Here is a 21807-nt window from a genome sequence, read left to right as displayed (position 1 = left end):
CCCTCCCCTTCGTTGTGATGCCACCCACAAACGTCTGTGAGTATTCATGCAGGTGTATGGACACCGCAATGGACAAAACTGCAGTTGGCATCTGCAAAAATGCAGATATGCCGCTATCCCCGACCGGTCGGCCAAGCGCCGACGACCTGCTCGTACTGCTGGCCGTCGGCCGGACCGGCCGCTACAACACCGCGGCCGAGGAACTCGGGCTCAACCACACCACCATTTCGCGCCGCATCGCCGCGCTGGAGCGATCGGTCGGTGGCCGGGTGCTGGCCCGGGTGGCCGGCGGTTGGGAGCTCACCGAGCTGGGACGCGACGCGCTGTCAGCCGCCGAGGCAGTCGAAGCGGCCGTTCGTTCGCTGCGCGTCGAACCGGGCGGAACCCGGACGTTGGAGGGCGTGGTGCGGATATCGGCCACCGACGGGTTCTCCGCATACATCGCGGCGCCCGCGGCCGCGCAGGTACAACGTCGACATCCGAAAGTCGCGGTCGAGATCGTTGCCACCACGCGGCGCGCCACCCAGCAGCGATCGGGGCTCGACATCGAGGTGGTGGTCGGTGAACCAAAAGTGCACCGCGCCAAAGCAATCCAGCTGGGCGATTACTGCCTTGGACTGTACGGGTCGCGGGACTACATCGCCGAGCACGGCCTGCCGGCCGGCATCGATGATCTGGCCCGTTATCCGCTGGTCTACTTCATCGACTCGATGCTGCAGGTCGACGATCTGGATCGGGCGACGAGCTTCACCCCCGGCATGCGCGAATCCGTCACATCCACAAACGTTTTCGTGCATGTGGAGGCCACCCGCGCCGCGGCGGGCATCGGCCTGCTGCCTTGTTTCATGGCCGACCGTCACGACGATCTGATCCGGGTGCTACCCGGTGCCGTCGCCATTGCGCTGACGTACTGGCTCGTCGCGCGGACCGAGACGCTGCGGCGGGCCGAGGTCGCGGCCGTCGTCGAGGCGATCCGCGACCGCGTAGCCGACCAGCGAGACGTGTTGATGGGCTCCCCCGTGCAATGAAAAAGGGCACCCCGGCGGGTGCCCTTTTACCGTGATGCCGCAGTCAGTGGCTCTGGTGCACAGTGGTGTCGACGTGGGGGACGTTCACCTGCGGCTGGATCACGTAGATCCACGAGTGGTGAGTGCGCTCGGTCGGGATATCGATGGCGGCTTGGGCCGGGGCGGCGAGTCCGACGACGCCTGCGGTGAGCGCACTCGCGATTACGGCGGCAAATCCGAACTTCTTCATCTTGGTGCCTCTTCTGCTTGCTTGCCGGTGCTTCTCTCGCGTCGGTCTGATTGACTGAACACGGTGGTCAGGCCATTAATTCCGATGGCAGCAATTGACCGGCGGTTGGCAGAATCACGCCGCTTGGGACAGGCTGGGGCATGCCATTCATCGACCATCAACGGGGCCCTGTGTACTACCGGCACTGGGCCGCCGCCGACGCTCGAGCCGCCGTCATCTTTCTGCACGGCTTCGGCGAGCACACCGGCGTCTACCACCGGTACGGCTTCGCACTCAACGCCGCAGGCATCGATCTCTGGGCGGTCGACCAGTTCGGTCATGGCCTGAGCCCGGGCAGCCGCGGTGACTTCGGCACGATCGAGGACAGCTCGGCACTGGCCGAAACCTTGACCGGGCTCGCCGAGCGGGAACGTCCTGGCCTGCCGCTGATCGCCCAGGGCCATTCGTTCGGTTCGGTCGTCACCTTGTTCCGATTGCTGGAACAGCCGGAGCGGTACCGGGCCGGCGTGATCTCCGGTGCCCCGCTTGTTCCGATCCCCGAAATGCTCGATGCCGACAGCGCATTCGACCTCGACCCCATCTGGCTCTCCGACGATCCGTTCTACCTCGACTCACTGGAGAACGACCCGCTGGCCTTCGTCGACGCCGACGGCAAATCGCTGACGCGAGAACTCGACAGGGCGTGGGACCGCTTCGGCGCAGACCTGCCGAAGCTCGCGGTGCCGACGCTGGCGGTGCACGGAGGAGCCGATCCGATCGCCCCTGTCGGCGCTGTCAGCGCCTACGCCGAACAGATCGGCCCGTTGCAGCTCAAGGAGTTTCCGGGCGGCCGCCACGACATCCTCAACGACACGATGCATCGCGAGGTAGCGGCCGCCATCGTGGATTTCGTGGACGGGCCGGCGCGGTAACAAGGTCCGCTCCCGGCGCAACCCCCACCGCCACCGGAGTTGTGGTTCTCGAGGCGGCCCATGGCTCCGTAGGCGGCCAACCCGCCGGCAGTCCACAGCAGCACCGGAGCGCCCAGCATGATGATCCCCTCGGGCGTCATGGGCGAAAGCTACGCGGGTTCGCGGGCGGGGATATGGATACGGCATCGGTGCGCCCGAGATGGCATTAGGGTGACCACATGCTCACACGGTCGGTGATCGCCGCACTGAGCGCACTTGCGGCCGCTACGGTGCTCGCCGTGCCGGCCGACGCCGAACCGGGCGACAACCCGTGCGAGTTCGCAATCAATTTCTTCTGCAAATATGTTCCGATCGCGCCCGACCTCGAAGGCGACATCGATCTCACCCAGCAGCAGCCACCTGCCGATCCGAACGCGCCGCTGCCGGAGACACTGCCCCCGACCGACGTCTGCCTGAACGGCTGTATCTAGAGCCAGGTGTCGTCGGTGGTGGTGGTCAGGAATGCCTCCAGATCGTCGCGCCACTGCGCCGGGGAGTTCTTGTCCGGCTCGATCCCGGTGTACTCGCCGCGGTAGAACAACAGCGGCCGCGGTTTTTTCTTCGGCACCTCCGACAACGAGTGCACGGCGCCGAATACCACGTAGTGATCGCCACCGTCGTGGACCGAATGGACGGTGCAATCAATGTGCGCCAGCGTTCCGTCGAGAATCGGCGAGCCCAGGTGTGAAGGGATCCAGTCGATTCCGGCGAACTTGTCCGGATCCCTGGAGCCGAACCGCGCCGAGACGTCCTTCTGTTTCTCATGCAACACGTTCACGCAGAAGTGCCCGGACGCCTCGATCGCCTGCCACGACCGCGACACCTTCGTCGGGCAGAACAGCACCAACGGCGGGTCCAGGGACAGCGCCGCGAAGGACTGGCAGGCAAAGCCGACAGGTGCGGCTTCGTGCATGGTGGTGATGACGGTGATGCCGGTGCAGAACTGGCCGAGCACGTGACGAAACGTGCGCGGATCAAGGAGTTCGTCGGACACTATTACTTGAAGCCGACGCTGAAATCGTGGCCCCACAGGCTAACCGCGGTGCTCTCCCTGGCTATCCAGTCCTCGTCTGCGACTTCGAGTCCCTCGCAGCCGAATTCGACGTCGAACCCGCCGGGCGTCTTCATATAGAACGACAGCATCTTGTCGTTCACGTGGCGGCCCAGCGTCGCCGACATCGGCACCTTCCGACGCAATGCGCGGTCGAGGCACAGCCCGACGTCGTCGCTGTTCTCCACCTCCATCATCAGGTGGACGATGCCGCTCGGGGTCTCGCCGGGCATGAACGCCAGGCTGTGATGACGGGGGTTGACGCCGAAGAAACGCAGCCAGGCCGGCGCGCCGTCGGCGGGCCTGCCGACAAGCTGCGGTGGCAGCCGCATGGAGTCGCGGAGCCTGAAGCCGAGCACGTCGCGGTAGAAGTGCAGCGATTCCATATCGTCCTTGGTGGTGAGCACGACGTGGCCCAGCCCCTGTTCGTCGGTGACGAACTTGTGGCCGTAGGGGCTGACCACGCGACGGTGCTCGAGTGCCACGCCGTTAAACACCTCGAGGGTGTTGCCCGACGGGTCGTCGAATCGGATCATCTCGTCGACGCGGCGTTCGGCGAGCTCCGCGGTGGAGGCCTCTTTGTACGGCGTGCCCTCGACGTCGAGCCGGTTTCGAATGTCCTGCAGCTCTGCCGAATTGCCCGTTTCCAAACCGGATTGGACGAGACGGTCGTGCTCCCCGGGGACGATCACCAGCCGGGCCGGGAACTCGTCCATCCGCAGGTACAGCGCGCCCTCGACCTGACCCGCGCCCTCGACCATGCCGAGGACCTTCAGACCGTATTCGCGCCAGGCCGCGACGTCGGTGGACTCGATGCGCAGATAGCCCAGTGACCGGATGCTCATGATTCAGCCTCCCAGGAAATCGATGGTCAGCTTGTTGAATTCGTCGAACTTCTCCAGCTGCGCCCAATGCCCGCACTGACCGAAGACGTGCAACTGCACGCGAGGAATCTGCTTGAGTGCCACCAGCGCGCCGTCGAGCGGGTTGACGCGGTCCTCCCGGCCCCAGATCAGAAGTACGCGCTGCCGCAGCTTGTACACCTCACGCCACATCATGCCGAGTTCGAAATCCGCACCCGCGAACGACTTGCCCATCGCACGGGTGGCGGCCAGCGACTCGGGTGTGGCGGCGATGGCGAACCGCTCATCGATGAGCTCCGGCGTGATGAGCTTCTGGTCGTAGACCATGATCCGCAGGAACTTTTCCAGGTTCTCCTTGGTGGGCTCGGCGGAGAACTTGCCCAACAGCTTGACGCCCTCGGTGGGATCCGGGGCGAACAAGTTCACGCTCAGGCCGCCCGGACCCATCAGCACCAATCGTCCGGCGCGGTCGGGATAGTCCAGCGCGAAGCGCACGGCGGTGCCGCCGCCGAGTGAATTACCCACCAGCGCAGCACGTTCAATGCTGAGATGGTCGAACAGATTGAGCAGTGCGTTGGCGCTGTACCGGTTGTACTGCTCGTGTTCGGTGTGCTTGTCGGAGTGGCCGTAACCAGGCTGGTCCACGGCCAGCACGTGGAAATGCTTGGCCAGCACGATGATGTTGCGGCCGAAGTTCGACCAGCTCGAGGCGCCCGGACCGCCGCCGTGCAGCAGCACGACCGTCTCGCCGTTGCCGGCTCCGGCTTCGTGATAGTGCAGGCGCATGTCACGGCCCTTGCCGCGCACGTCGGCGAAGCGCGACGTCGATTTAAACGTGATCTCCTGCTGCTGCGCGGTTTCGGCGGCGAACGATGTCATCAGACCGACCAACTAGACCATCGTGTCCTGGGGCGGCAACCCGAACTCGTTGTTGCCGAAGATCAGGTAAGCGCGTTCGGGATCGTTGGCGGCGTGCACGCGGCCGGCGTGGGCGTCGCGCCAGAACCGTTGCACCGGAGCGTCGTTGTTCAGTGCCGTGGCGCCGGAGGCCTCGAACAGCCGGTCGATGGATGCGATCGCGCGGCCGGTGGCACGGACCTGGTCGCGGCGGGCGCGGGCGCGCAGCTCGAAAGGAATGTCCTTGCCCGCCGTCAGCAGCGCATACTCGTCGCCGACGTTGCCGATCAGTTGCCGCCAGGCGGCGTCGATGTCGCTGGCCGCCTCGGCGATGCGGACCTTGGCGAACGGATCGTCCTTGGCCTTCTCACCCGCAAACGCGGCACGCACCCGCTTGCCCTGATGCTCGACGTGTGCATCGTATGCGCCGTAAGCCATTCCCACGATCGGCGCCGAAATCGTGGTGGGATGTACTGTGCCCCAGGGCATCTTATATACCGGAGCGGCATTCTTCTGCAGGCCCCCCGCGGTTTGGTCGTTCATCGCCTTGTAGGACAGGAAACGATGCCGCGGCACGAACACGTCCTTGACGACGACCGTGTTACTGCCGGTGCCGCGCAGCCCGACCACGTGCCACACGTCGTCGATGCGGTACTCGCTGCGCGGGACGAGGAAGCTCCCGAAGTCGACCGGCCTGCCGTCCTTGATCACGGGACCGCCGAGGAACGCCCAGGTGGCGTGGTCACAACCCGATGACCAGTTCCACGAGCCGTTGACGAGGTAGCCGCCGTCGACAACGGTGCCCGCACCCATCGGCGCGTACGACGACGAGACGCGCACGGTCGGGTCCTCACCCCACACTTCCTCTTGAGCTTGCTGATCGAACAGCGCGAGGTGCCAGTTGTGCACGCCGATGATCGAGCTGACCCAGCCGGTGGACCCGCATGACGTCGCGATGCGCCGGACGGCCTCGTAGAACAGCGTCGGGTCGCACTGCAAGCCGCCCCACTGCTCGGGCTGCAGAAGCTTGAAGAAACCGACCTCGTCGAGTTCGGCAACCGTGTCGTCGGGCAGCTTGCGCAGATCCTCTGTCGCCTGCGCCCGCTTCGCGATCAGCGGCAGCAGATCATCGATGCCGGCTAGGACCGACTGCACGTCACGCTGTTCAATGGACGTCACTAATTTGCCTCTCGGGAGTACTGGCCTGAAAGAAGATTAGAACACGTTACGATTTGTGTCGAGCAGGGCATTCCTACGACGGCTGGACCTGCGTACATGCATTTCTGTAACCTGTTCTAGTTATCACGAGTAGAAGGGCATGCGCCGTGACGGACGAGCCGCTCGGTAGCCACGTGCTGGAGCTGCAGGTGGCCGACGTCGTCGTGGAGACCGACGACGCCCGCTCACTCGTGTTCACCGTGCCCGACGGCGCCCAGGTGCCGGCCGACCGATTGCGCTACGCACCCGGGCAGTTCCTCACCCTGCGGGTACCCAGCGACCGCACCGGCTCGGTGGCCCGCTGCTACTCGCTGTGCAGCTCGCCGTTCACGGGCGACCCGATGACGGTGACGGTGAAGCGCACCGCCGACGGGTACGCCTCGAACTGGCTGTGCGACAACGCCCATCGGGGCATGCGAATCCACGTGCTCGCACCCTCCGGCACGTTCGTTCCCAAGACGCTCGACACCGACTTCCTGCTCCTGGCCGCGGGCAGCGGGATCACCCCGATGATGGCGATCTGCAAATCGGCGCTCGCCGAGGGCGGCGGCAAAGTCGTGCTCATCTACGCCAACCGCGACGAGAACTCGGTGATCTTCGGCGGCACGCTGCGCGAACTGTCGGCCAAGTACCCTGACCGGCTCACGGTCGTGCACTGGCTGGAGACCGTGCAGGGATTGCCCAGTGCCGCCGCCCTGACCGGCCTCGCCGGGCCCTACATCGGACGTGACGCATACATCTGCGGACCGGGACCGTTCATGACGGCCGCGGAGGAAGCACTGAAGAGCTTGGGCGCGCCCGCCGGCAGGACACATGTCGAGGTGTTCAAGTCGCTGGATTCGGATCCCTTTGCTGCGGTCGTCATCGAGGAGGACGACAGCGACGGAGGGCCGGCCACTGCGATCGTCACGCTCGACGGGGAGACCCACGAGGTCCGTTGGCCCCGCAACGCCAAGCTGCTCGACGTGCTGCTCGACAAAGGTCTCGACGCACCGTTTTCCTGCCGAGAGGGCCACTGCGGCGCCTGCGCGGTGCTGAAGAAGGGCGGCGACGTCGAGATGGAAGTCAACGATGTGCTGGAGCAATCCGATATCGACCAGGGTCTGATCCTGGGTTGTCAGGCCCGGCCGCGGTCGGATTCGGTCGAAGTCACCTACGACGAATAGGCCCGGGCCGACATTTGCCGGGCTACCATTCGCAGCACCGGAACGGGAGGGACAGTGAAGCGGCTCGCCAGCGTGCTTTCGGTGTTGTCGGCGATGTGGTTGGCGCTCGCGCTGATCACGCCCGCGGCCCCGTCGTCGGCGGCCATCGACACGGCCGACGCGTCGATACCGGTCGACCCGGTCACCACCCTGGAGATGCATGTCACCGCCAATTGCATTGAGGCGGAAGCGAATTGCCTCTTCGATACGGCCGCTAACCTCCGCGTCCCGGAGGGGCCGATCGGTTTCCCCGACGACTTGTGGGCGCGTCAGACCACCACCCTGCGCACCATGCACCCCGACGTGTTCCTGGATGCGGATTTCGACGCACCGAACACCAGGATGTTCAAATCCGTTACTGATATGGAGTTCACCACCGTGTTCTTCGGTGGCGGACCCGCCGACAGGTTCCAGTTCCACGGCAATGCCTGGCCCACCGATTGGCGCACCGGCCAACACACGACCGACACCGATTTCATCGTCTGCGCGCACATCCAGGTGGTGTACACGGGAGTGAACCTGACATCGCCGGACGCCTGCGCTCAGACGACCTTCTGACCTGCGCGCTCGACATTCGCACCGCAGTCGGCGGCAGGGAGGGTCGATCACTCGACGGTGACGATGTGACTTGACTTACTGAATCTCGCAATTCGCGACCGTTCGTGTCGATCAAGCGATTCACACAGGTATCGCACGGTTCGAGCAGGACGCGAAGGAGACGGCGAGTGTCAGTGCACCCGGTGACAAGGTTGGATGCCAAGTTTTTCCAGGATCCGCATGCGTTGTACCGCGCGCTCCGCGCCGAGGCGCCGGCCAGTCCGGCCACCATGTGGGGCGGAGTGGGGGTCTGGCTCGTCACCCGCTACGCCGAGGCGAAAGCCCTACTCAACGATTCGCGGGTGAGCAAGGATTACGCCGGCGCGCGGGCGCTTCTACCGCCGTCCGCCGCTGAATGGTTCTCGCCGTCGACGAACGCAACGATGCTGATGAGCGATCCGCCCGACCACACTCGGTTGCGCCGACTCGTCGTCAAAGCCTTCGCCGCCCGCGCCGTCGGAGAACTCCGGCCACGGGTCGAGCAGATCGCCGACGAACTGCTCGACGCGGTCGCGGCTGCAGCGAAGGCGGGACCGGTCGACCTGAGAGCATCGTTCGCCGCGCCGCTACCCATCCGAGTGATCGGTGAGCTACTCGGCGTGCCCGACGACGAGCGTGAGCGGTTTCAGGCGCTCTCGGAACCACTGCTGACCACGTTGGACGCGAATACGGTTGCCGCCGCCCAGGAATCGCTGATGGAGCTGCTGAGCGAGTTGATCGCGAGTAAGCGGCGCCATCCGACCGAGGACCTCTTGACGGCACTCGCGCAGGCTAACGAGGACGGCGACCGGCTGACCGAGGACGAACTGCTCAGGACGGCCTATCTGCTGATCTTCGCCGGCTACGAAACCACGGTCAACCTCATCGCGAACGGCATACTGGCGTTGCTGCAGAACCCCGCACAGCTGGAGCACCTACGGAAGAATCCCGCGGAGCTGCCCGCTGCGGTGGAAGAGTTTCTGCGTTACGAAGGCCCGGTCAACATCGCGACCACACGCTTCACCACGACCGCGATCGACGTCGGGGAGGTGACCATACCGGCGAATGAGCTCGTCATGATCGCGCTGACGGCAGCCAACCGCGACGACCGGCAGTTCGCTGACCCCGAACGGCTCGACGTCACGCGACATCCGAACACACACCTCGCTTTCGGCCATGGCATCCACTATTGCGTGGGCGCTCCACTAGCGCGCTTGGAAGCACGGATCGCATTCGATCGATTGTTGCCCCGGTTCTATCGGATGACCCTGACCGCCGAAGCGAGTCTCGAATACAGCAACAGCACGCTGATACGTGGACTCAAGTCCCTGCCGGTCCTCCTCGGCTGAGCACGTCCGGTGGCACGGAAGAAGTCCCTCACGGAGGGGATCGACGTCGCGCAGCAGATTCTCACCGCTGCCGCGCCGTTGTTCTACGAGCGCGGCTATGACGCTGCATCGATTCGCGAGCTCGCGCTGCAAGTCGGCATCACGTCATCGACGCTGTACCACCATTTTGCGAACAAGCAGGAGATCCTGTACGCCGTGATCGGCACATTCATGCGCGACTTCAATGCGACTGTGATCCCGATCCTGCGTGATGGTCGCCGGTCCCCGGTCGATCGGCTCACGGATGTGGTGCGACTTCATCTGACCATGAGCGATGAACGCAGGTCGTTTCTCCTCAACGCGAACCAGTTCCGCGCTTCGCTGAACCCGGTGCAGCTGCGGCACATTCTCGATTTGTCGTGGGAGTACCACGACGCCGTCAAGGCCCTCCTCAGGGAGGGAAATGCCGCCGGGGTATTCAGCATCGACGACGCCGATATGACGACGATGGCACTGCTGGACATGCTCAACGGTGTCCGGGAGTGGTTCAACCACGCCGGGTACCTGTCCATCAATGATGTCGCGGAACGTTATACGCACATCGTTCGGCGGATGGTGTCAGCCGGCAGAACTTAGGCCTCCGGCCGGGTACGCCGCATCAGTTCGTCGCTCTTGCGGCGAAATTCCGTCGAAACGAACCCGTCGTAGCCGGCCGCTTCGAATGAACGCAGTTGCGGCGCCTGTTCGACAGCGACGATCGACTGCGCCGCGGCCAGCGCCGATGACAGCGCGAAGAGCACACCTTGCCCGCTGCGCGGATCGAGCATCGCGGCTGCGTCGCCGACGATCCGGTACGCCGCACCGGCCGCCGGGCGCACCAGCCGCCAGCTGACGTCGAACCCGCGCGCGCCGACCGTATCGTGCGCGTCCGCATCGTCGGCCCTGGTCCATGCGAACGAGCCATTGTCGAGGGGTGCCTGCCATACCCAGCTCGAACCGGACGTGTGAAATGTGGGCATACCGCATGGCGTCTTATGTTGCGGCGCAACGCCCCGCCAGGCCAACAGGGGTGCTCCGCGCGTCACGGTCGCCAGACCGAGCGCCCGTCGCAGGACGCCGCTGCGTCCCGACGCATCTACCAGCCAAGGCACGCGATGCTGCGTCGCCGCGGTGTGCACGACTACCTCCTTCGCCGTGCAGATGACCTCGGTCACGCGGTCCCGGTGCAGCGTGACGCCCTGCTCGAGTGCGTGGTCCAGCAGAACACGATCGAACAGCCCCCGCTCCACATGCCACCCGTGGCCGGACGGCACACCGGTCGTGCCGGACAAGCGCCGCACGACGCCATCGGACACGATGCCGTCGAAGCGGCCGGCGATCGCGTCGACGAACCGTTCGCGGGCAAGGCCCGCCGCTTCGAGCAGGCGGGGCACCATCGGCGGCACGCTCTCGATCGCACCGCGATGGTTCGGGGGCCTGGTGAGCGCGAGGATCGTGCAACTCAAACCCGCGCGGCGCAGCGCCAGCGCAGCCATGCAGCCTGCGGGACCACCACCGAGAATCAATGCGTCGCCGGTTGTCCTGCTCATAGCGCGTTGCTCAGCGTACTTCCCGCTGCTGCCAGTCGCCGTACTTGCCGGTGGCCGCGTCGTACGATGCGTGGCGGACCGCGCACGGCACCAGATCGTCGGCGCCGTCGAAGCGGCACTCCACCTTGATCCGGTTTCCGGCGGGCCGCCACAGCCGCCAATAGCCCGGCGCGCCGGCACTCGTCACGGTGTGGGAAACGACGGGCCGCGCGTGCGCGTTGTCCGGCACGCAGAACTCGAACACGTAGCGCATGGCAGGCGGTTCGGCGTTCCGAACGGCAGTCGCACTGACGATCCAGTAGTGCGTCAGCGATGGCATTTCCGATCCCGCCTCCGGTATCGCCTCGAGGCAAACGCGTAGCGCCTCCATCCGGCGAATCAACTCTTCGCTCGACAGATCGAAGACGCGCGACGCGAATGTGAGCTGCGTCGTGTTGTACACGTAGTCCGATCGTCGGATATCCGCGGAATTGACCCCCGCCATGCCATTTCGGGTTTGGAAGAACGGTCCGAACTCGCCGTCCCAACCCGGCGCGGCGTCCGTCCCCCCGTCCGGGCTGTCCGGATGGAGGCCGAGCTCGTGGTCGAGCATCGGAATAGCAGTGGGAATGCCGGGACGTTGGAACGAACGCGCGGCGTCCGGCGAGGCCGCGGGCCAATATGCATTGGCCGACGCGCAGAACTTCACATCTTCGGGAAACGGCGACCCGAGACCGTGCGTGGTGTAGTAGAAGGTGCCGTCCATTTCGTCATACGACACATCCCACCCGGGCGCGAACTCGTTGGACGCGCTGTCGGCAAGAAACCCGCCGGCCTGCCGACGGAAGCCGGCAGCGTCCGCCGTCACGCCCGCGTCGGCGGCAGGCGGCCGCGAGACCAGTGCCGTCGCCGTGGTGTCTGTTTTCGCGAATAACGGCTGCCCGCTCCAGGGGTCCTTCAGCAGCAGGTTCGGGGCGAACCGCCCGGCGGACAGCGGCTTCGGACCGCCTTCCTTGAACTGATGCGATGCGGCGCGCGCCGGCCTGGTGTCGCTCCATGCCTGCAGAGCTTCCTCGTCCGCACGTGGAAAGAAATCGGGCGCCGTCACCAGCACCATGGCGGCCGCAGCCGGCACATCGTCGAGCATCGCCCACACCGCACCGTCCATGACACCGTCGTCGAACATCGCCGCCTCGTAGCCTCCGGCATCGAGTTGCGCTTCGTACTCGTCGGCCGGCAACACATTTCCGAGGACGGTGATGCGGCCGTCGGGCTCGACGCGATGCCGGATGTTCACGTACTCCGGCGCGCCCCGAGGCCGCACCTTCGGTAGCGGATCGAATACTTCCGGCAAGACGTGCTCGAGCTGCGCGAACGCGGTTTCGAGTGCAAGACGCGTCGTGCTGGTCGGCACCTGCATCGACGTGTAGTGCCGGTTCAGGCTCAAATTGCCCGCGTCGATGCCGTGTCCGCGCAGCAGCGATGGCGGGCCGTGGCGCGGCGGCACCGTGAACCGCGCAATCTGCTCGTTTTGTGTCGCGATCGACACCAGCTGCGCGCGCGGCCGCGGGCCGACGATGCAGGCACCATCGAACGCGTTCAATTCGATATCGGATTCGCCGCCGGACATGTTTGCCAGCACCTCGATATGCGCTTCGGTGACGAACGGCGCACGGGTGATGTCCAGCGGTGCAGGCACTCCCGCGCCGCTCACGTCGATCACCCGCCTCAACTTGTCGCCGAGAAAGTAGCCGCGAAAGCGGATCGAACGGATCGGGGGCGCGTCAGGAATCTGCGCGCCCTCGAACAGTTTGCGCACCGGTAACGCGAAGCGACGCCGCGCATCACCGTCGACGTGATCGAGAATCGACACGTTGGCCGCGTCGCCGTCGACGATGCGGCAAAGGAACAGGCCGAGGCGTGCGCGCGTGACACGAAAGCCGTCGCCCGCCCACGACTCCCACATCTGGTCCGCCTCGACGAAACGGGGTTCGCGTGTGCCCACGCGGGTGATCGCCACTCTCGAATAAACCATGTCTGCGTGAAGTCGGTGGGCCGTCGCGGCGCGATTGCGGTACGCGTACGCCAGGACCATCGGCACCAGCGGGCCGTCGGGCGGCGGCTCGTGCTCGCCCAGTAGGTAGATGAAGTTCTCGAGGAGATCGAGTTCCTCGAGGGACGGGCATGCGAGAACGCGAGTCGGTTCAGCGCATGCCCACACGTGATAGACGATGCTCTTGGCCGGATCGTTCGGGCACAGTGCGGCACACGCATCCGGCGCGAGATCGAAGACGAGCGGATCGTCGCGACTGAACGGCGCGAGCGACTGCAACAGCGAATCGCGTAGCTCCTCGTCGGGCGCGCTGAAGTCCAACTCGATTCCAAGGCGCGCGAACACCGACGCCCAGCCGGCGGCGAACCACTTTCGAAGAACAGCGAGCGCCCGGCTTTCAATGTCGATCATGATTGTTGTCAACGATTCTTCGGGTGATTGTCGTCAACGTCCGCCAGGGACCGTCCCTTTCCGACTTAAGCTCGGTCCATGGAACTGCGACAGCTGCGCTATTTCGTGGCCGTCGCCGAGGAACTGCACTACGGGCGGGCCGCGAAACGGGTCCACATCTCGGGACCGGCGCTGTCTCAGCAGATCATCACGCTTGAACGCGAGCTCGGTGCGGAGTTGTTCATCCGTGACCGCCGAAGCGTCGCGCTGACCGGGGCCGGACGATCGCTACTGGAGGATGCCCGCAGAATCCTTGCGCTCGCCGACGACGCCCGCCGACGGTTGCGCCACGCGGCCGCGGAAAAGACGCCCCTGCGGCTGGGGTATGTCAGTTGGCTGCCCGAGGACATCGCCGCACTACTCGCGCCCGCAGCTTCGGTGCGCATCGACGAATGGGTGTTGCCGTCGCATGCGCAAGCGGACCGGGTCGCCGACGGCGGCCTCGACCTCGCACTCACGTGGGTTGACACTTCAGATACCGAAACGCGCGAAATCACAGCACATCTGGTCCGCGCCGAGCCGCTGAACGCCGTTGCGCCGGGCGCGGGGGCGCAACCGGTGCCCGCAACGGATGTCGCGGTGCTGGTCGACTCCGATCAGGCGACGTGGTCGTCATGGAACCGGTACGCCGGCGAATTCGCCGAGGCAACCCGTGCCCGTGTCGTCAACATCGAAGACGGCGGTGTCACGGGCGACGCGTTCTACGCCCATGTGCGTCGCCTGCGCGCACCCGTGCTCGCATCGCCGAAGCGGCACACCTCGGTAACTCCGCCGCGGCTGCGGCACCGTGCAGCAGCAGACCCGGTTCCGCTGTGGACGTGGTCGCTGGTCCACCGCCGCGATGACGACCGCCCCGCCGTTGCGCACGCCGTGGAGTCGCTGGTGGCCTTCGCCGACAGTCGGGGTTGGCGCCGTCCACCCGCCGAACGCTGGTGGGCCCCCGCCGACGATCCGCACCGCGGCACCCTCAACGCCTAGACGTGCCGTGGAAAGTTCCGCCAACGACAGGTAGCCGTTGGGTCGTGGACGCCCCCGCTCCGCCGCGCTTGACTGGACAGTGGTCGAGTTGCAAAAGGGGCAAGAGCTGTGAAACACACCCATCACAACCACATTGTCGACGACGTCGCGGAATTCGTCGTCACGGCGAAACTGTCCGACATCGGCGCCGCGACCCTGTCCACATTGAAGCGCAACGTGCTGGACAGCGTCGCGTGCGCCGTCGGCGCGCTCGACGGTGAACTGATCGCACCCATCCGAGCACACACCGATGAATTCAGTGGCCGTCCTACCGCGACGCTCATCGGCGGAGGGCAGGCCTCGGTGGATCAGGCCGCGTTCTTCAACGCGGTGCTGGTTCGCTATCCCGACCTGCTGGACACCTTCCTGACGCCCGGCGGCCTGTGCCATCCGTCGGACAACTTCGCCGCAATCCTCGCGATGGCCGAGCACGTCGGGGCCGACGGTAAGGATTTCCTGCTGGCTCTGGCGGTCGCCTACGAGGTTCAGTGCCGATTCAGTGCACAGGTTCCGGTGATGGCCCGGGGCATGAATCACGCCCTGCAACTAGCGATGTCGGTCGCGGCGGGTTCGGCGAAGTTACTGTATCTGAATGTCGCCCAGACGGCAGCCGCCATCGCCGCATCAACCGTCGACAACGTGTCGCTGGCCGCCGTCCACGCCGAACCGGTGTCGAACTGGAAGGGCATCTCCCCCGCCACCACCGGCATGCGGGCCGTATACACCACCATCCTGGCCAGTCGTGGAATCACCGGTCCTACAGCACTGTTCGAGGGACCCAACGGCCTGGAGCAACTCTTCGACCAGGCGATCGACATGGGAACGGAGGATCACCGCCTGACCGCCGTCGAGCAGACCTACCTGAAGCAATACTGCTCACTCATCCACGGTCAGGCGATCATCGATGCGACGCTGGCCATCCGCGACGACCATCATCTCTCCGCTGCGGACGTCGCGGCGGTGACACTCGAGGTCTTCCAGGGCGCCTACGACTTCGCCGGCGGCGGTTCGTACGGGGCGAAGGATCGTGCGTGGACCAAAGAACAGGCCGACTACAACCTCAAGTATCTGAGCGCGGTGGCATTGCTCGACGGTCAGGTCGGTCCCGAACAACTCGAAACCGAACGCGTCCGCCGCGGTGACGTCCAGGACCTGCTGTCGCGCGTCGACGTCAAAGCCGCTCCCGATCTCACCGCGGCCTACCCCCGACGCACTTCGGCTCGCATCCATATCGTGCTGCACGACGGGCGGACGTTGTCGCGCGAGCAATCCGACTTCGAGGGCTCCCCGACGCGACCGATGTCGTGGGACCGCGTGGTCGAGAAGTTCGATTGGCTCGCAGAGCCGTTCGCCGATGACAGGCTGCGCTCCGACATCGTCACGGCGATAGCGACTCTCGATCAGAATCCGATCTCGGAACTCGCGGGTCTGTTGTCGCAGGCGAGTGCGACGCCGCAGCGGCCCCGGACGAGGGGGCGGCTCTGAGGCGTCGCTAGCGGGGCAGCCCGAGCAACCGCTCGCCGGCCAGCGTGAGCAGGATCTGTTCGGTGCCGCCGGCGATGGTCAGGCAGCGGGTGTTGAGGAAGTCGTGCACCTGCTGGTTCTCCACCGCGCCGGCGCCCTCCGACAGGTCCATTCTCACTTCGGACAGCTCCTGTCGGTAGCGCACCCCGATCAGCTTGCGGGCGCTGGCCTGCGGGCCGGGATCCTGGCCGCCCAGCGCCAGTTGGGCGATCCGCCGGTCCAGCAGCGAGCCCACCTGAGCCGACCGGATCAGCTCGCCGAGCCGATCGGCCACGGCCGGATCGAGGTCGCGTGCACCGACCGTGCGCAGCAGTTCCTCCATCGGATTGCCGAGGGCGGTGCCGTGGGCCATCGCGACGCGCTCGTTGGCCAGCGTGGTACGCGCCAGCCGCCAACCGTCGTCCACCTGACCGACGACCATCTCGTCGGGTACGAAGACGTCGTCGAAGAACACCTCGTTGAACAAGTTGTCGCCGGTGATCTCGCGCAGCGGCCGGATCTCGATGCCGGGTGAGCGCATGTCGACGAGAAAGTAGGTGATGCCCTTGTGTTTCGGTGCCTCGGGATCGGTACGGGCCAGACACACGCCCCAGGCCGCCTTGTGGGCCGCCGACGTCCACACCTTCTGCCCGGTGAGCTTCCAACCACCCTGCGCACGAATCGCTTTGGTGCGCAACGATGCCAGATCGGACCCCGCCCCCGGCTCACTGAACAGCTGGCACCAGATCAGCTCGCCCCGCAGCGTGGGCGGCACGAACTGCTCGATCTGTTCCTGCGTGCCGTGCTCGAGGATCGTCGGCACCGCCCACCATCCGATGACCAGATCGGGCCGGGTCACCCCTGCCGTCGCCAGCTCCTGGTCGATCAACAGCTGCTCGGCGGGTCCGGCCTCCCGGCCGTACGGGCGCGGCCAGTGCGGTGCCAGCAGGCCCGCCTCGGCGAGTGCCACTTGCTGCTGACCGGCGGGTGAGGCCGCGACTTCCGTTACCGCGGAGATGATCTCGGGTCGTAGGTCGGCAACCGACTCCAGGTCGATGTGCAGCTCGCGGCGGACGCCGTCGTTGGTCAGCGCCGCGATGCGCCGTAGCCAGCGCGAGCGTCCCCCGAGGAACTGCGAGATCCCGTACGCACGGCGCAGATACAGATGGGCGTCGTGTTCCCACGTGATACCGATGCCGCCGAGCACCTGGATACAGTCCTTGGCATTGGCCTTCGCGGCCTCGATGGCGGTGGCCGCGGCGACCGCCGCGGCGATCGACAATTGGCGGTCGTCTCCATTGGAGACCGCGGCGGCCGCGTCACCGGCCGCCACCGAGATCTGTTCGGAGCGAAGCAGCATCTCGGCACACATGTGCTTGATGGCCTGGAAGCTGCCGATCGGCTTGCCGAACTGCTCGCGCACCTTGGCGTACTCGGTCGCCGTGGTCAGTGTCCAGCGGGCCAGCCCCGCCGCCTCTGCGGCCAGCACGGTCGCGGCCAGATCCTCGGCCCGCTGCGGCGACGCGGACAGCACCTCGGCGGGCGCGGCATCGAGCACGACCCGGGCAAGCGGCCGTGAGAAATCGGTGGCCTTCAGCGGGTCGACGGTCACCCCGGACGCGGCGCCGTCGACGAGAAGCCACCGGCCGCCGGCGGGCAGAAGCACGACGCCCGCGGAATCTGCGCCCAGCACATAGTCCGCGGTGCCGGACACCTTGCCGCCGTCGTAGCGCAAGTCGGCGGATGCCGCGACACCGGCGGTGCGCTCACCGGAGGCCAGCGCCGACAGCACGTCGGCGTGTGAGTGGTCGATGAGCAGCGTTGCGAGCACGGTGGTGGCGACCGGGCCGGGCAACATCGCGGCGCCGGCCTCGTCGACCATCGCGCACAGGTCGTCGGCGGTGCCGCCTGCTCCACCGAGTTCCTCGGGCAGGGCGACGCCGAAGATCCCCAGTAGCGCCAGTCCCTCGTACGGGGCCCGCCATGCGCCGGGCTTGCCTTGTTCCACGTCGCGGGTGGCATCGATCGCACCCGAGCCGACGGCCCAGGTCCTGACGAGTTCGCGGACGCCGGACTGCTCATCGGCGATGGTCCCCGCGGAAGATGCCGCCACCGTGTCTCCTAACATTTGGGCGAGAAGAGCGTGCTTCCCACTAGAACGTGTTCTAATAGTGCCAGCGATCGACCGTCAAGTCGACCGCCATTACAGCAGGACCGCGTCGTTGCCATAACGCACCGAGGCGAGAAAACGAGGATCGGCATGCGTATCGTTTCCTGCGAGAACGCACGATGAAGGAGTTACCTACCGGATGTCCGGTCCGTCACAGCCAGCACCAACCAACGCGGGTCCGAGTTCCGACTCGCGCCCCCGCCAGGTGATGAACGTGGCGGTACTGGCCGAAAGCGAACTCGGCTCCGAAGCCCAGCGGGAGCGCCGTAAGCGCATCCTGGACGCCACCCTCGCCATCGCCTCGAAGGGCGGTTACGAGGCGGTTCAGATGCGGGCCGTCGCCGAGCGTGCCGACGTCGCGGTCGGCACCCTGTACCGCTACTTCCCGTCGAAAGTGCACCTGCTGGTGTCCGCACTCGGCCGGGAGTTCGAGCGCATCGACGCAAAAACCGACCGTGCCTCGCTCACCGGAGGAACCCCGTACCAGCGGCTCAACATCATGGTCGGCAAGCTCAACCGCGCCATGCAGCGCAACCCGCTGCTGACGGAGGCCATGACACGTGCGTTCGTCTTCGCGGATGCGTCGGCGGCCGGTGAGGTCGATCACGTCGGCAAGTTGATGGATTCGATGTTCGCCCGCGCCATGAGCGAGGGCGAACCGACCGAGGACCAGTACCACATCGCGCGGGTCATCTCGGATGTCTGGCTGTCGAACTTGCTGGCCTGGCTGACCCGGCGCGCGTCGGCCACCGACGTCAGCAAGCGACTGGATCTGGCGGTGCGTCTGCTCATCGGGGACGGCGAGCACCCTAAGATCTGACCGGTGAGCGAGCTCCCTGCCGACCTGGCGCGTGCGCTCTCCGATGCCGCACATGTGCCGCGGTTGCTGGTCACCTCCGATTTCGACGGCACGCTGGCCCCGATCGTCAACAACCCCGCCGATGCGCGTCCGCTCCCCGCGGCGGCCGATGCACTGGTCGCGCTGGCGGAACTGCCGTCGACCGACGCCGCCCTGATTTCCGGGCGTGCGCTGGAGGTCCTGCGTGGCCTGTCCTCGATGTCGCCACGCGTCCACCTGGTCGGCAGCCATGGCGCCGAGTTCGACGCCGGGTTCTCCCGCGACATCGACCGCGCGTTGCTGGATCGGATCACCGCCGACCTGACCGCGATCGCCGCGGACCGCCCGGGCGTGGCCGTCGAGACGAAGCCGGCCAGCGTCGCACTGCACGTGCGCAACGCCGACCCCGCCGACGGTGACGCCGCTCTGCGCGCGGCGCGCTTGGCCGCGCGGTCCTGGGACGCGCACCTCACCGAGGGCAAAGCCGTCCTCGAGTTCGCGGTGATCTCCACCGACAAGGGCGAGGCCATCGACATCTTGCGCGAACAATGCCGCGCGTCGGCCGTGGTCTTTCTCGGTGACGACGTGACCGACGAGAAGGCGTTTCGCCGACTGCGCGACGGCGACGTCGGCGTCAAGGTCGGGCCGGGTGACACGCTCGCCGAGTTCCGCGTTCAGACGCCGGAAGACGTTGCGGCCGCCCTGACATATATGTTGGACGAGCGCCGCCGATCGCGCTGATTCCTCCGCTACGCCGGCGGGCCCGACGTCCGGCCGCGGACCACCTCGGTGTCCAGGACGTCGATCACCGGAAGGCCGGAACGCGGCGGATTGTGCAACAACCGGCCGGCGCGGCGACCCTTCTCCATGCTCGGCTGGACGACGGTCGTCAGGCCGCGCCGCAGCGCTTCCGGGACACCGTCGAATCCCGTGACCGTCATCTGGCCCGGTACGTAGATCCCATGGGCGCGAAGGTAATCCATGGCCGACAGCGCCAGCACGTCGGCCGTGCACATCAGCGCGGTGATGCGCGGATTCGCTTCGAGCGCCACCTCTGCCGCCGCGCCGCCCGAGTTGGGCAGATGCTCATAGCTCTCCACCACGGTCAGCGACTCCAGACCCAGGCCCGCCGCCGTCATCGCGTCATAGACGCCGTGGATGCGCTCGCGCTGGACGTGAAAATGCGGGGTCTGCACTCGCTCGGGATCGGCGACCGCGGGCCGCGGGCCGCCATGGGGCCAGTCCCGTCCCAGCCTCATCGTAAGCAATCCGATATCCCGATGTCCGAGTCCCACAACATATTCGGCAAGCCGACGCATGGAGTCGCGATCGTCGATGCACACCCGCGAAGTACCGAGTACATCTTTGGGCTGGTCGACGACCACCACCGGAAGGTGGCGCTGCTGCACCACTGCCAGGTACGGATCGTCGTCGGACGCGGAGTAGACGACGAACCCGTCCACGCCCGCGGAAAGCACCGCAGCCGACCCCTCGCTCACTTCGCGGTTCGGCCCGATCGCCACCAGTAGCAGGCCCTGCCCGGCCTCCTCACACGACTCGGCGAGTCCGGCAACAAAGTCCAGGGCCGCGGGATCACTGAACGAGTAGTTGAGCGGTTCGGTGATCATCAGCCCGACCGCGCCCGCTCTTCTGGTCCGCAACGACCGGGCCACCGGGTCGGGCCCGGGATACCCCAGTCGCTTGGCGGTGGCGAGCACCCGTTCGCGAAGGTCCGTCGACAACTGGTCCGGTCGGTTGTAGGCATTGGAGATCGTCGTTCGCGACACCTTGAGTTCAGCGGCCAACGAGGCCAGGGTCGCCCGGCGCCTCGGCGCTGAACTCCTGGACATGCTCTGTGAGGCTAGCGGATCAAGCTGGTTATCCAGGGCTGCCGTGCGTTAGAGTTATTGGAAACGGTTTTCATTTGTATTAGGGAGTCCTCAGATGCTGGTGATGCGTGGAGTTTGGGCCGCGGCCGCGTCGGTTGCGCTGGCGCTGACGGTCGCCGGCTGCGGCCAGGATGAGGCGACCTCCGACCATCCAGGCGGCACGGCCACCGTCGTCGCCTCCACCGACGTGTGGGGCAGCGTGGCCAGCGCCGTCGCGGGCGACCACGCCACCGTCAAGTCCATTGTGACCAACCCCTCCGCCGATCCTCATTCGTTCGAAGCCAGCCCCTCGGACGCGGCCGCGATCTCCGACGCATCGCTCGCGGTCTACAACGGCGGCGGATACGACCACTGGTTCGACGATGTGCTCGCCGGCCATCAGGGCGTGCCGACCGTCAACGCCTACTCGCTGCTGCCCAGCGCGGCGCCGGGTGCCAACGAACACGTGTTCTACGATCTCGAGACCGCCAAGGCGGTGGCCGACCAGATCGCCGACAAACTCGCCCAGGCCGATGCGGCACACGCGAACGATTACAAGGCGAACGCCTCCAACTTCGGCGATCAGGCCGACACTCTCGCCACGGCCGAGAGGGCCGTCGGGCAGGCCCATCCCGGAGTGTCGGTGGTCGCGACCGAACCCGTCGCCCACTACCTGCTGGTGAATTCGGGCATTGCCGACCGCACCCCACCGACCTTCGCCAGTGCGATGGAGGAGGGCGACGATCCGTCGCCGGCCGATGTCGCCGCCGTGCTCGACCTGATCAACTCCCGCCAGGTATCCGCGCTCGTGCTCAACAAGCAGACCGAAACTCCGGTCACCAACCAGCTCAGGGACGCGGCGGGCAAGGCGTCGGTCCCGATCATCGAGGTGACCGAGACCTTGCCGGAAGGCCTGAACTATCTGGACTGGCAACGCCGGACCGTCGACGAGTTCGGCAAGGATTTGGCTCAGGCCGCCCTGCCGGCCCGATAAT

The 21807-nt window shown here is 66.2% G+C and carries 21 protein-coding genes; 12 read left to right on the top strand and 9 right to left on the bottom strand.

The genetic code is table 11. The features are described 5' to 3' along the window. Positions 1-107 precede the first annotated feature (107 nt). Positions 108-1028 (top strand): LysR family transcriptional regulator, encoded by a 921-nt coding sequence (locus tag ACVWWN_RS08735; RefSeq protein WP_457143536.1) that lies wholly within the window; start codon positions 108-110, stop codon positions 1026-1028. A gap of 43 nt (positions 1029-1071) precedes the next feature. Here the strand turns inward: ACVWWN_RS08735 and ACVWWN_RS08730 are convergent, their stop codons facing one another. Beyond that, positions 1072-1257, bottom strand: a complete 186-nt coding sequence (locus ACVWWN_RS08730; RefSeq protein ID WP_457143535.1) for a hypothetical protein — start codon at positions 1255-1257, stop codon at positions 1072-1074. Positions 1258-1397: 140 nt separating this feature from the next. Here ACVWWN_RS08730 and ACVWWN_RS08725 point away from each other — a divergent pair, with 140 nt between their 5' ends. Both ACVWWN_RS08725 and ACVWWN_RS08720 read left to right on the top strand, forming a co-directional pair. After that, positions 1398-2168, top strand: coding sequence for an alpha/beta fold hydrolase (locus ACVWWN_RS08725; RefSeq protein WP_457143534.1), 771 nt, complete (start codon positions 1398-1400; stop codon positions 2166-2168). Between the two features lie 233 nt (positions 2169-2401). After that, positions 2402-2638, top strand: coding sequence for a fibronectin-binding protein (locus ACVWWN_RS08720; RefSeq protein ID WP_457143533.1), 237 nt, complete (start codon positions 2402-2404; stop codon positions 2636-2638). Here ACVWWN_RS08720 and hsaB read toward each other — a convergent pair. The 4 genes from hsaB to hsaA are packed head-to-tail and all read right to left on the bottom strand — an operon-like array spanning position 2635 to position 6197. Further along, the gene (gene hsaB / locus ACVWWN_RS08715) at positions 2635-3201 is read right to left on the bottom strand and encodes a 3-hydroxy-9,10-secoandrosta-1,3,5(10)-triene-9,17-dione monooxygenase reductase subunit (protein WP_457143532.1); all 567 of its coding nucleotides are present in this window, start codon (positions 3199-3201) and stop codon (positions 2635-2637) included. The two genes, ACVWWN_RS08720 and hsaB, sit on opposite strands and share 4 nt — an antisense overlap. Positions 3202-3203: 2 nt before the next feature. Further along, a complete protein-coding gene (gene hsaC, locus ACVWWN_RS08710; protein WP_457143531.1) occupies positions 3204-4103 on the bottom strand; it encodes an iron-dependent extradiol dioxygenase HsaC in 900 nt (299 codons plus the stop codon). A gap of 3 nt (positions 4104-4106) precedes the next feature. After that, entirely contained in the window at positions 4107-5000 is an 894-nt protein-coding gene (hsaD, locus tag ACVWWN_RS08705; RefSeq protein WP_457143530.1) for a 4,5:9,10-diseco-3-hydroxy-5,9,17-trioxoandrosta-1(10),2-diene-4-oate hydrolase, read from the bottom strand. 12 nt (positions 5001-5012) lie between these two features. Continuing rightward, the gene (hsaA, locus tag ACVWWN_RS08700; RefSeq protein WP_457143529.1) at positions 5013-6197 is read right to left on the bottom strand and encodes a 3-hydroxy-9,10-secoandrosta-1,3,5(10)-triene-9,17-dione monooxygenase oxygenase subunit; all 1185 of its coding nucleotides are present in this window, start codon (positions 6195-6197) and stop codon (positions 5013-5015) included. Between the two features lie 146 nt (positions 6198-6343). Between hsaA and ACVWWN_RS08695 the strand changes: the two genes are divergently transcribed. The 4 genes from ACVWWN_RS08695 (at position 6344) to ACVWWN_RS08680 (ending at position 9981) form a co-directional block, all read left to right on the top strand. Next, the gene (locus ACVWWN_RS08695) at positions 6344-7402 is read left to right on the top strand and encodes a 2Fe-2S iron-sulfur cluster-binding protein (protein ID WP_457143528.1); all 1059 of its coding nucleotides are present in this window, start codon (positions 6344-6346) and stop codon (positions 7400-7402) included. Between the two features lie 54 nt (positions 7403-7456). Beyond that, positions 7457-7999 (top strand): hypothetical protein, encoded by a 543-nt coding sequence (locus ACVWWN_RS08690; RefSeq protein ID WP_457143527.1) that lies wholly within the window; start codon positions 7457-7459, stop codon positions 7997-7999. Between the two features lie 167 nt (positions 8000-8166). After that, positions 8167-9366: a cytochrome P450 family protein gene (locus ACVWWN_RS08685; protein WP_457143526.1), complete on the top strand. Its 1200-nt coding sequence runs from the start codon at positions 8167-8169 to the stop codon at positions 9364-9366. Positions 9367-9375: 9 nt separating this feature from the next. Continuing rightward, entirely contained in the window at positions 9376-9981 is a 606-nt protein-coding gene (locus ACVWWN_RS08680) for a TetR family transcriptional regulator (protein WP_457143525.1), read from the top strand. Here the strand turns inward: ACVWWN_RS08680 and ACVWWN_RS08675 are convergent. Beyond that, positions 9978-10934 (bottom strand): NAD(P)/FAD-dependent oxidoreductase, encoded by a 957-nt coding sequence (locus ACVWWN_RS08675; RefSeq protein ID WP_457143524.1) that lies wholly within the window; start codon positions 10932-10934, stop codon positions 9978-9980. The two genes, ACVWWN_RS08680 and ACVWWN_RS08675, sit on opposite strands and share 4 nt — an antisense overlap. A gap of 10 nt (positions 10935-10944) precedes the next feature. Next, positions 10945-13377, bottom strand: a complete 2433-nt coding sequence (locus tag ACVWWN_RS08670; RefSeq protein ID WP_457143523.1) for a hypothetical protein — start codon at positions 13375-13377, stop codon at positions 10945-10947. 78 nt (positions 13378-13455) lie between these two features. On the opposite strand from ACVWWN_RS08670, the gene ACVWWN_RS08665 reads away from it, so the two are divergent. Beyond that, complete coding sequence (locus ACVWWN_RS08665; RefSeq protein ID WP_457143522.1) at positions 13456-14394, top strand: LysR family transcriptional regulator; 939 nt, start codon at positions 13456-13458, stop codon at positions 14392-14394. A 108-nt stretch (positions 14395-14502) separates the two neighbouring features. After that, a complete protein-coding gene (locus tag ACVWWN_RS08660; protein WP_457143521.1) occupies positions 14503-15918 on the top strand; it encodes an MmgE/PrpD family protein in 1416 nt (471 codons plus the stop codon). Positions 15919-15925: 7 nt separating this feature from the next. Here ACVWWN_RS08660 and ACVWWN_RS08655 read toward each other — a convergent pair whose 3' ends face one another. Further along, positions 15926-18049: an acyl-CoA dehydrogenase family protein gene (locus ACVWWN_RS08655; RefSeq protein WP_457143520.1), complete on the bottom strand. Its 2124-nt coding sequence runs from the start codon at positions 18047-18049 to the stop codon at positions 15926-15928. 271 nt (positions 18050-18320) lie between these two features. On the opposite strand from ACVWWN_RS08655, the gene kstR reads away from it, so the two are divergent. Next, the gene (kstR, locus tag ACVWWN_RS08650) at positions 18321-18926 is read left to right on the top strand and encodes a cholesterol catabolism transcriptional regulator KstR (RefSeq protein ID WP_457143519.1); all 606 of its coding nucleotides are present in this window, start codon (positions 18321-18323) and stop codon (positions 18924-18926) included. Positions 18927-18929: 3 nt separating this feature from the next. Then, on the top strand, positions 18930-19685 hold the full coding sequence (gene otsB, locus ACVWWN_RS08645; protein WP_457143518.1) for a trehalose-phosphatase: 756 nt from the start codon (positions 18930-18932) through the stop codon (positions 19683-19685). 8 nt (positions 19686-19693) lie between these two features. On the opposite strand, the gene ACVWWN_RS08640 is transcribed toward otsB, so the two are convergent. Next, the gene (locus ACVWWN_RS08640) at positions 19694-20794 is read right to left on the bottom strand and encodes a LacI family DNA-binding transcriptional regulator (RefSeq protein ID WP_457143517.1); all 1101 of its coding nucleotides are present in this window, start codon (positions 20792-20794) and stop codon (positions 19694-19696) included. A 94-nt stretch (positions 20795-20888) separates the two neighbouring features. On the opposite strand from ACVWWN_RS08640, the gene ACVWWN_RS08635 reads away from it, so the two are divergent. Further along, positions 20889-21806 carry a metal ABC transporter solute-binding protein, Zn/Mn family gene (locus ACVWWN_RS08635; RefSeq protein WP_457143516.1) on the top strand — a complete coding sequence of 306 codons (918 nt, stop codon included), beginning with the start codon at positions 20889-20891 and terminating at the stop codon, positions 21804-21806. Position 21807 lies beyond the last annotated feature (1 nt).

This window comes from Mycobacterium sp. URHB0021 (genome assembly GCF_054057895.1).
Note: the sequence above shows the minus strand (reverse complement) of the source record. Positions and strands in the feature narration are given on the sequence as shown.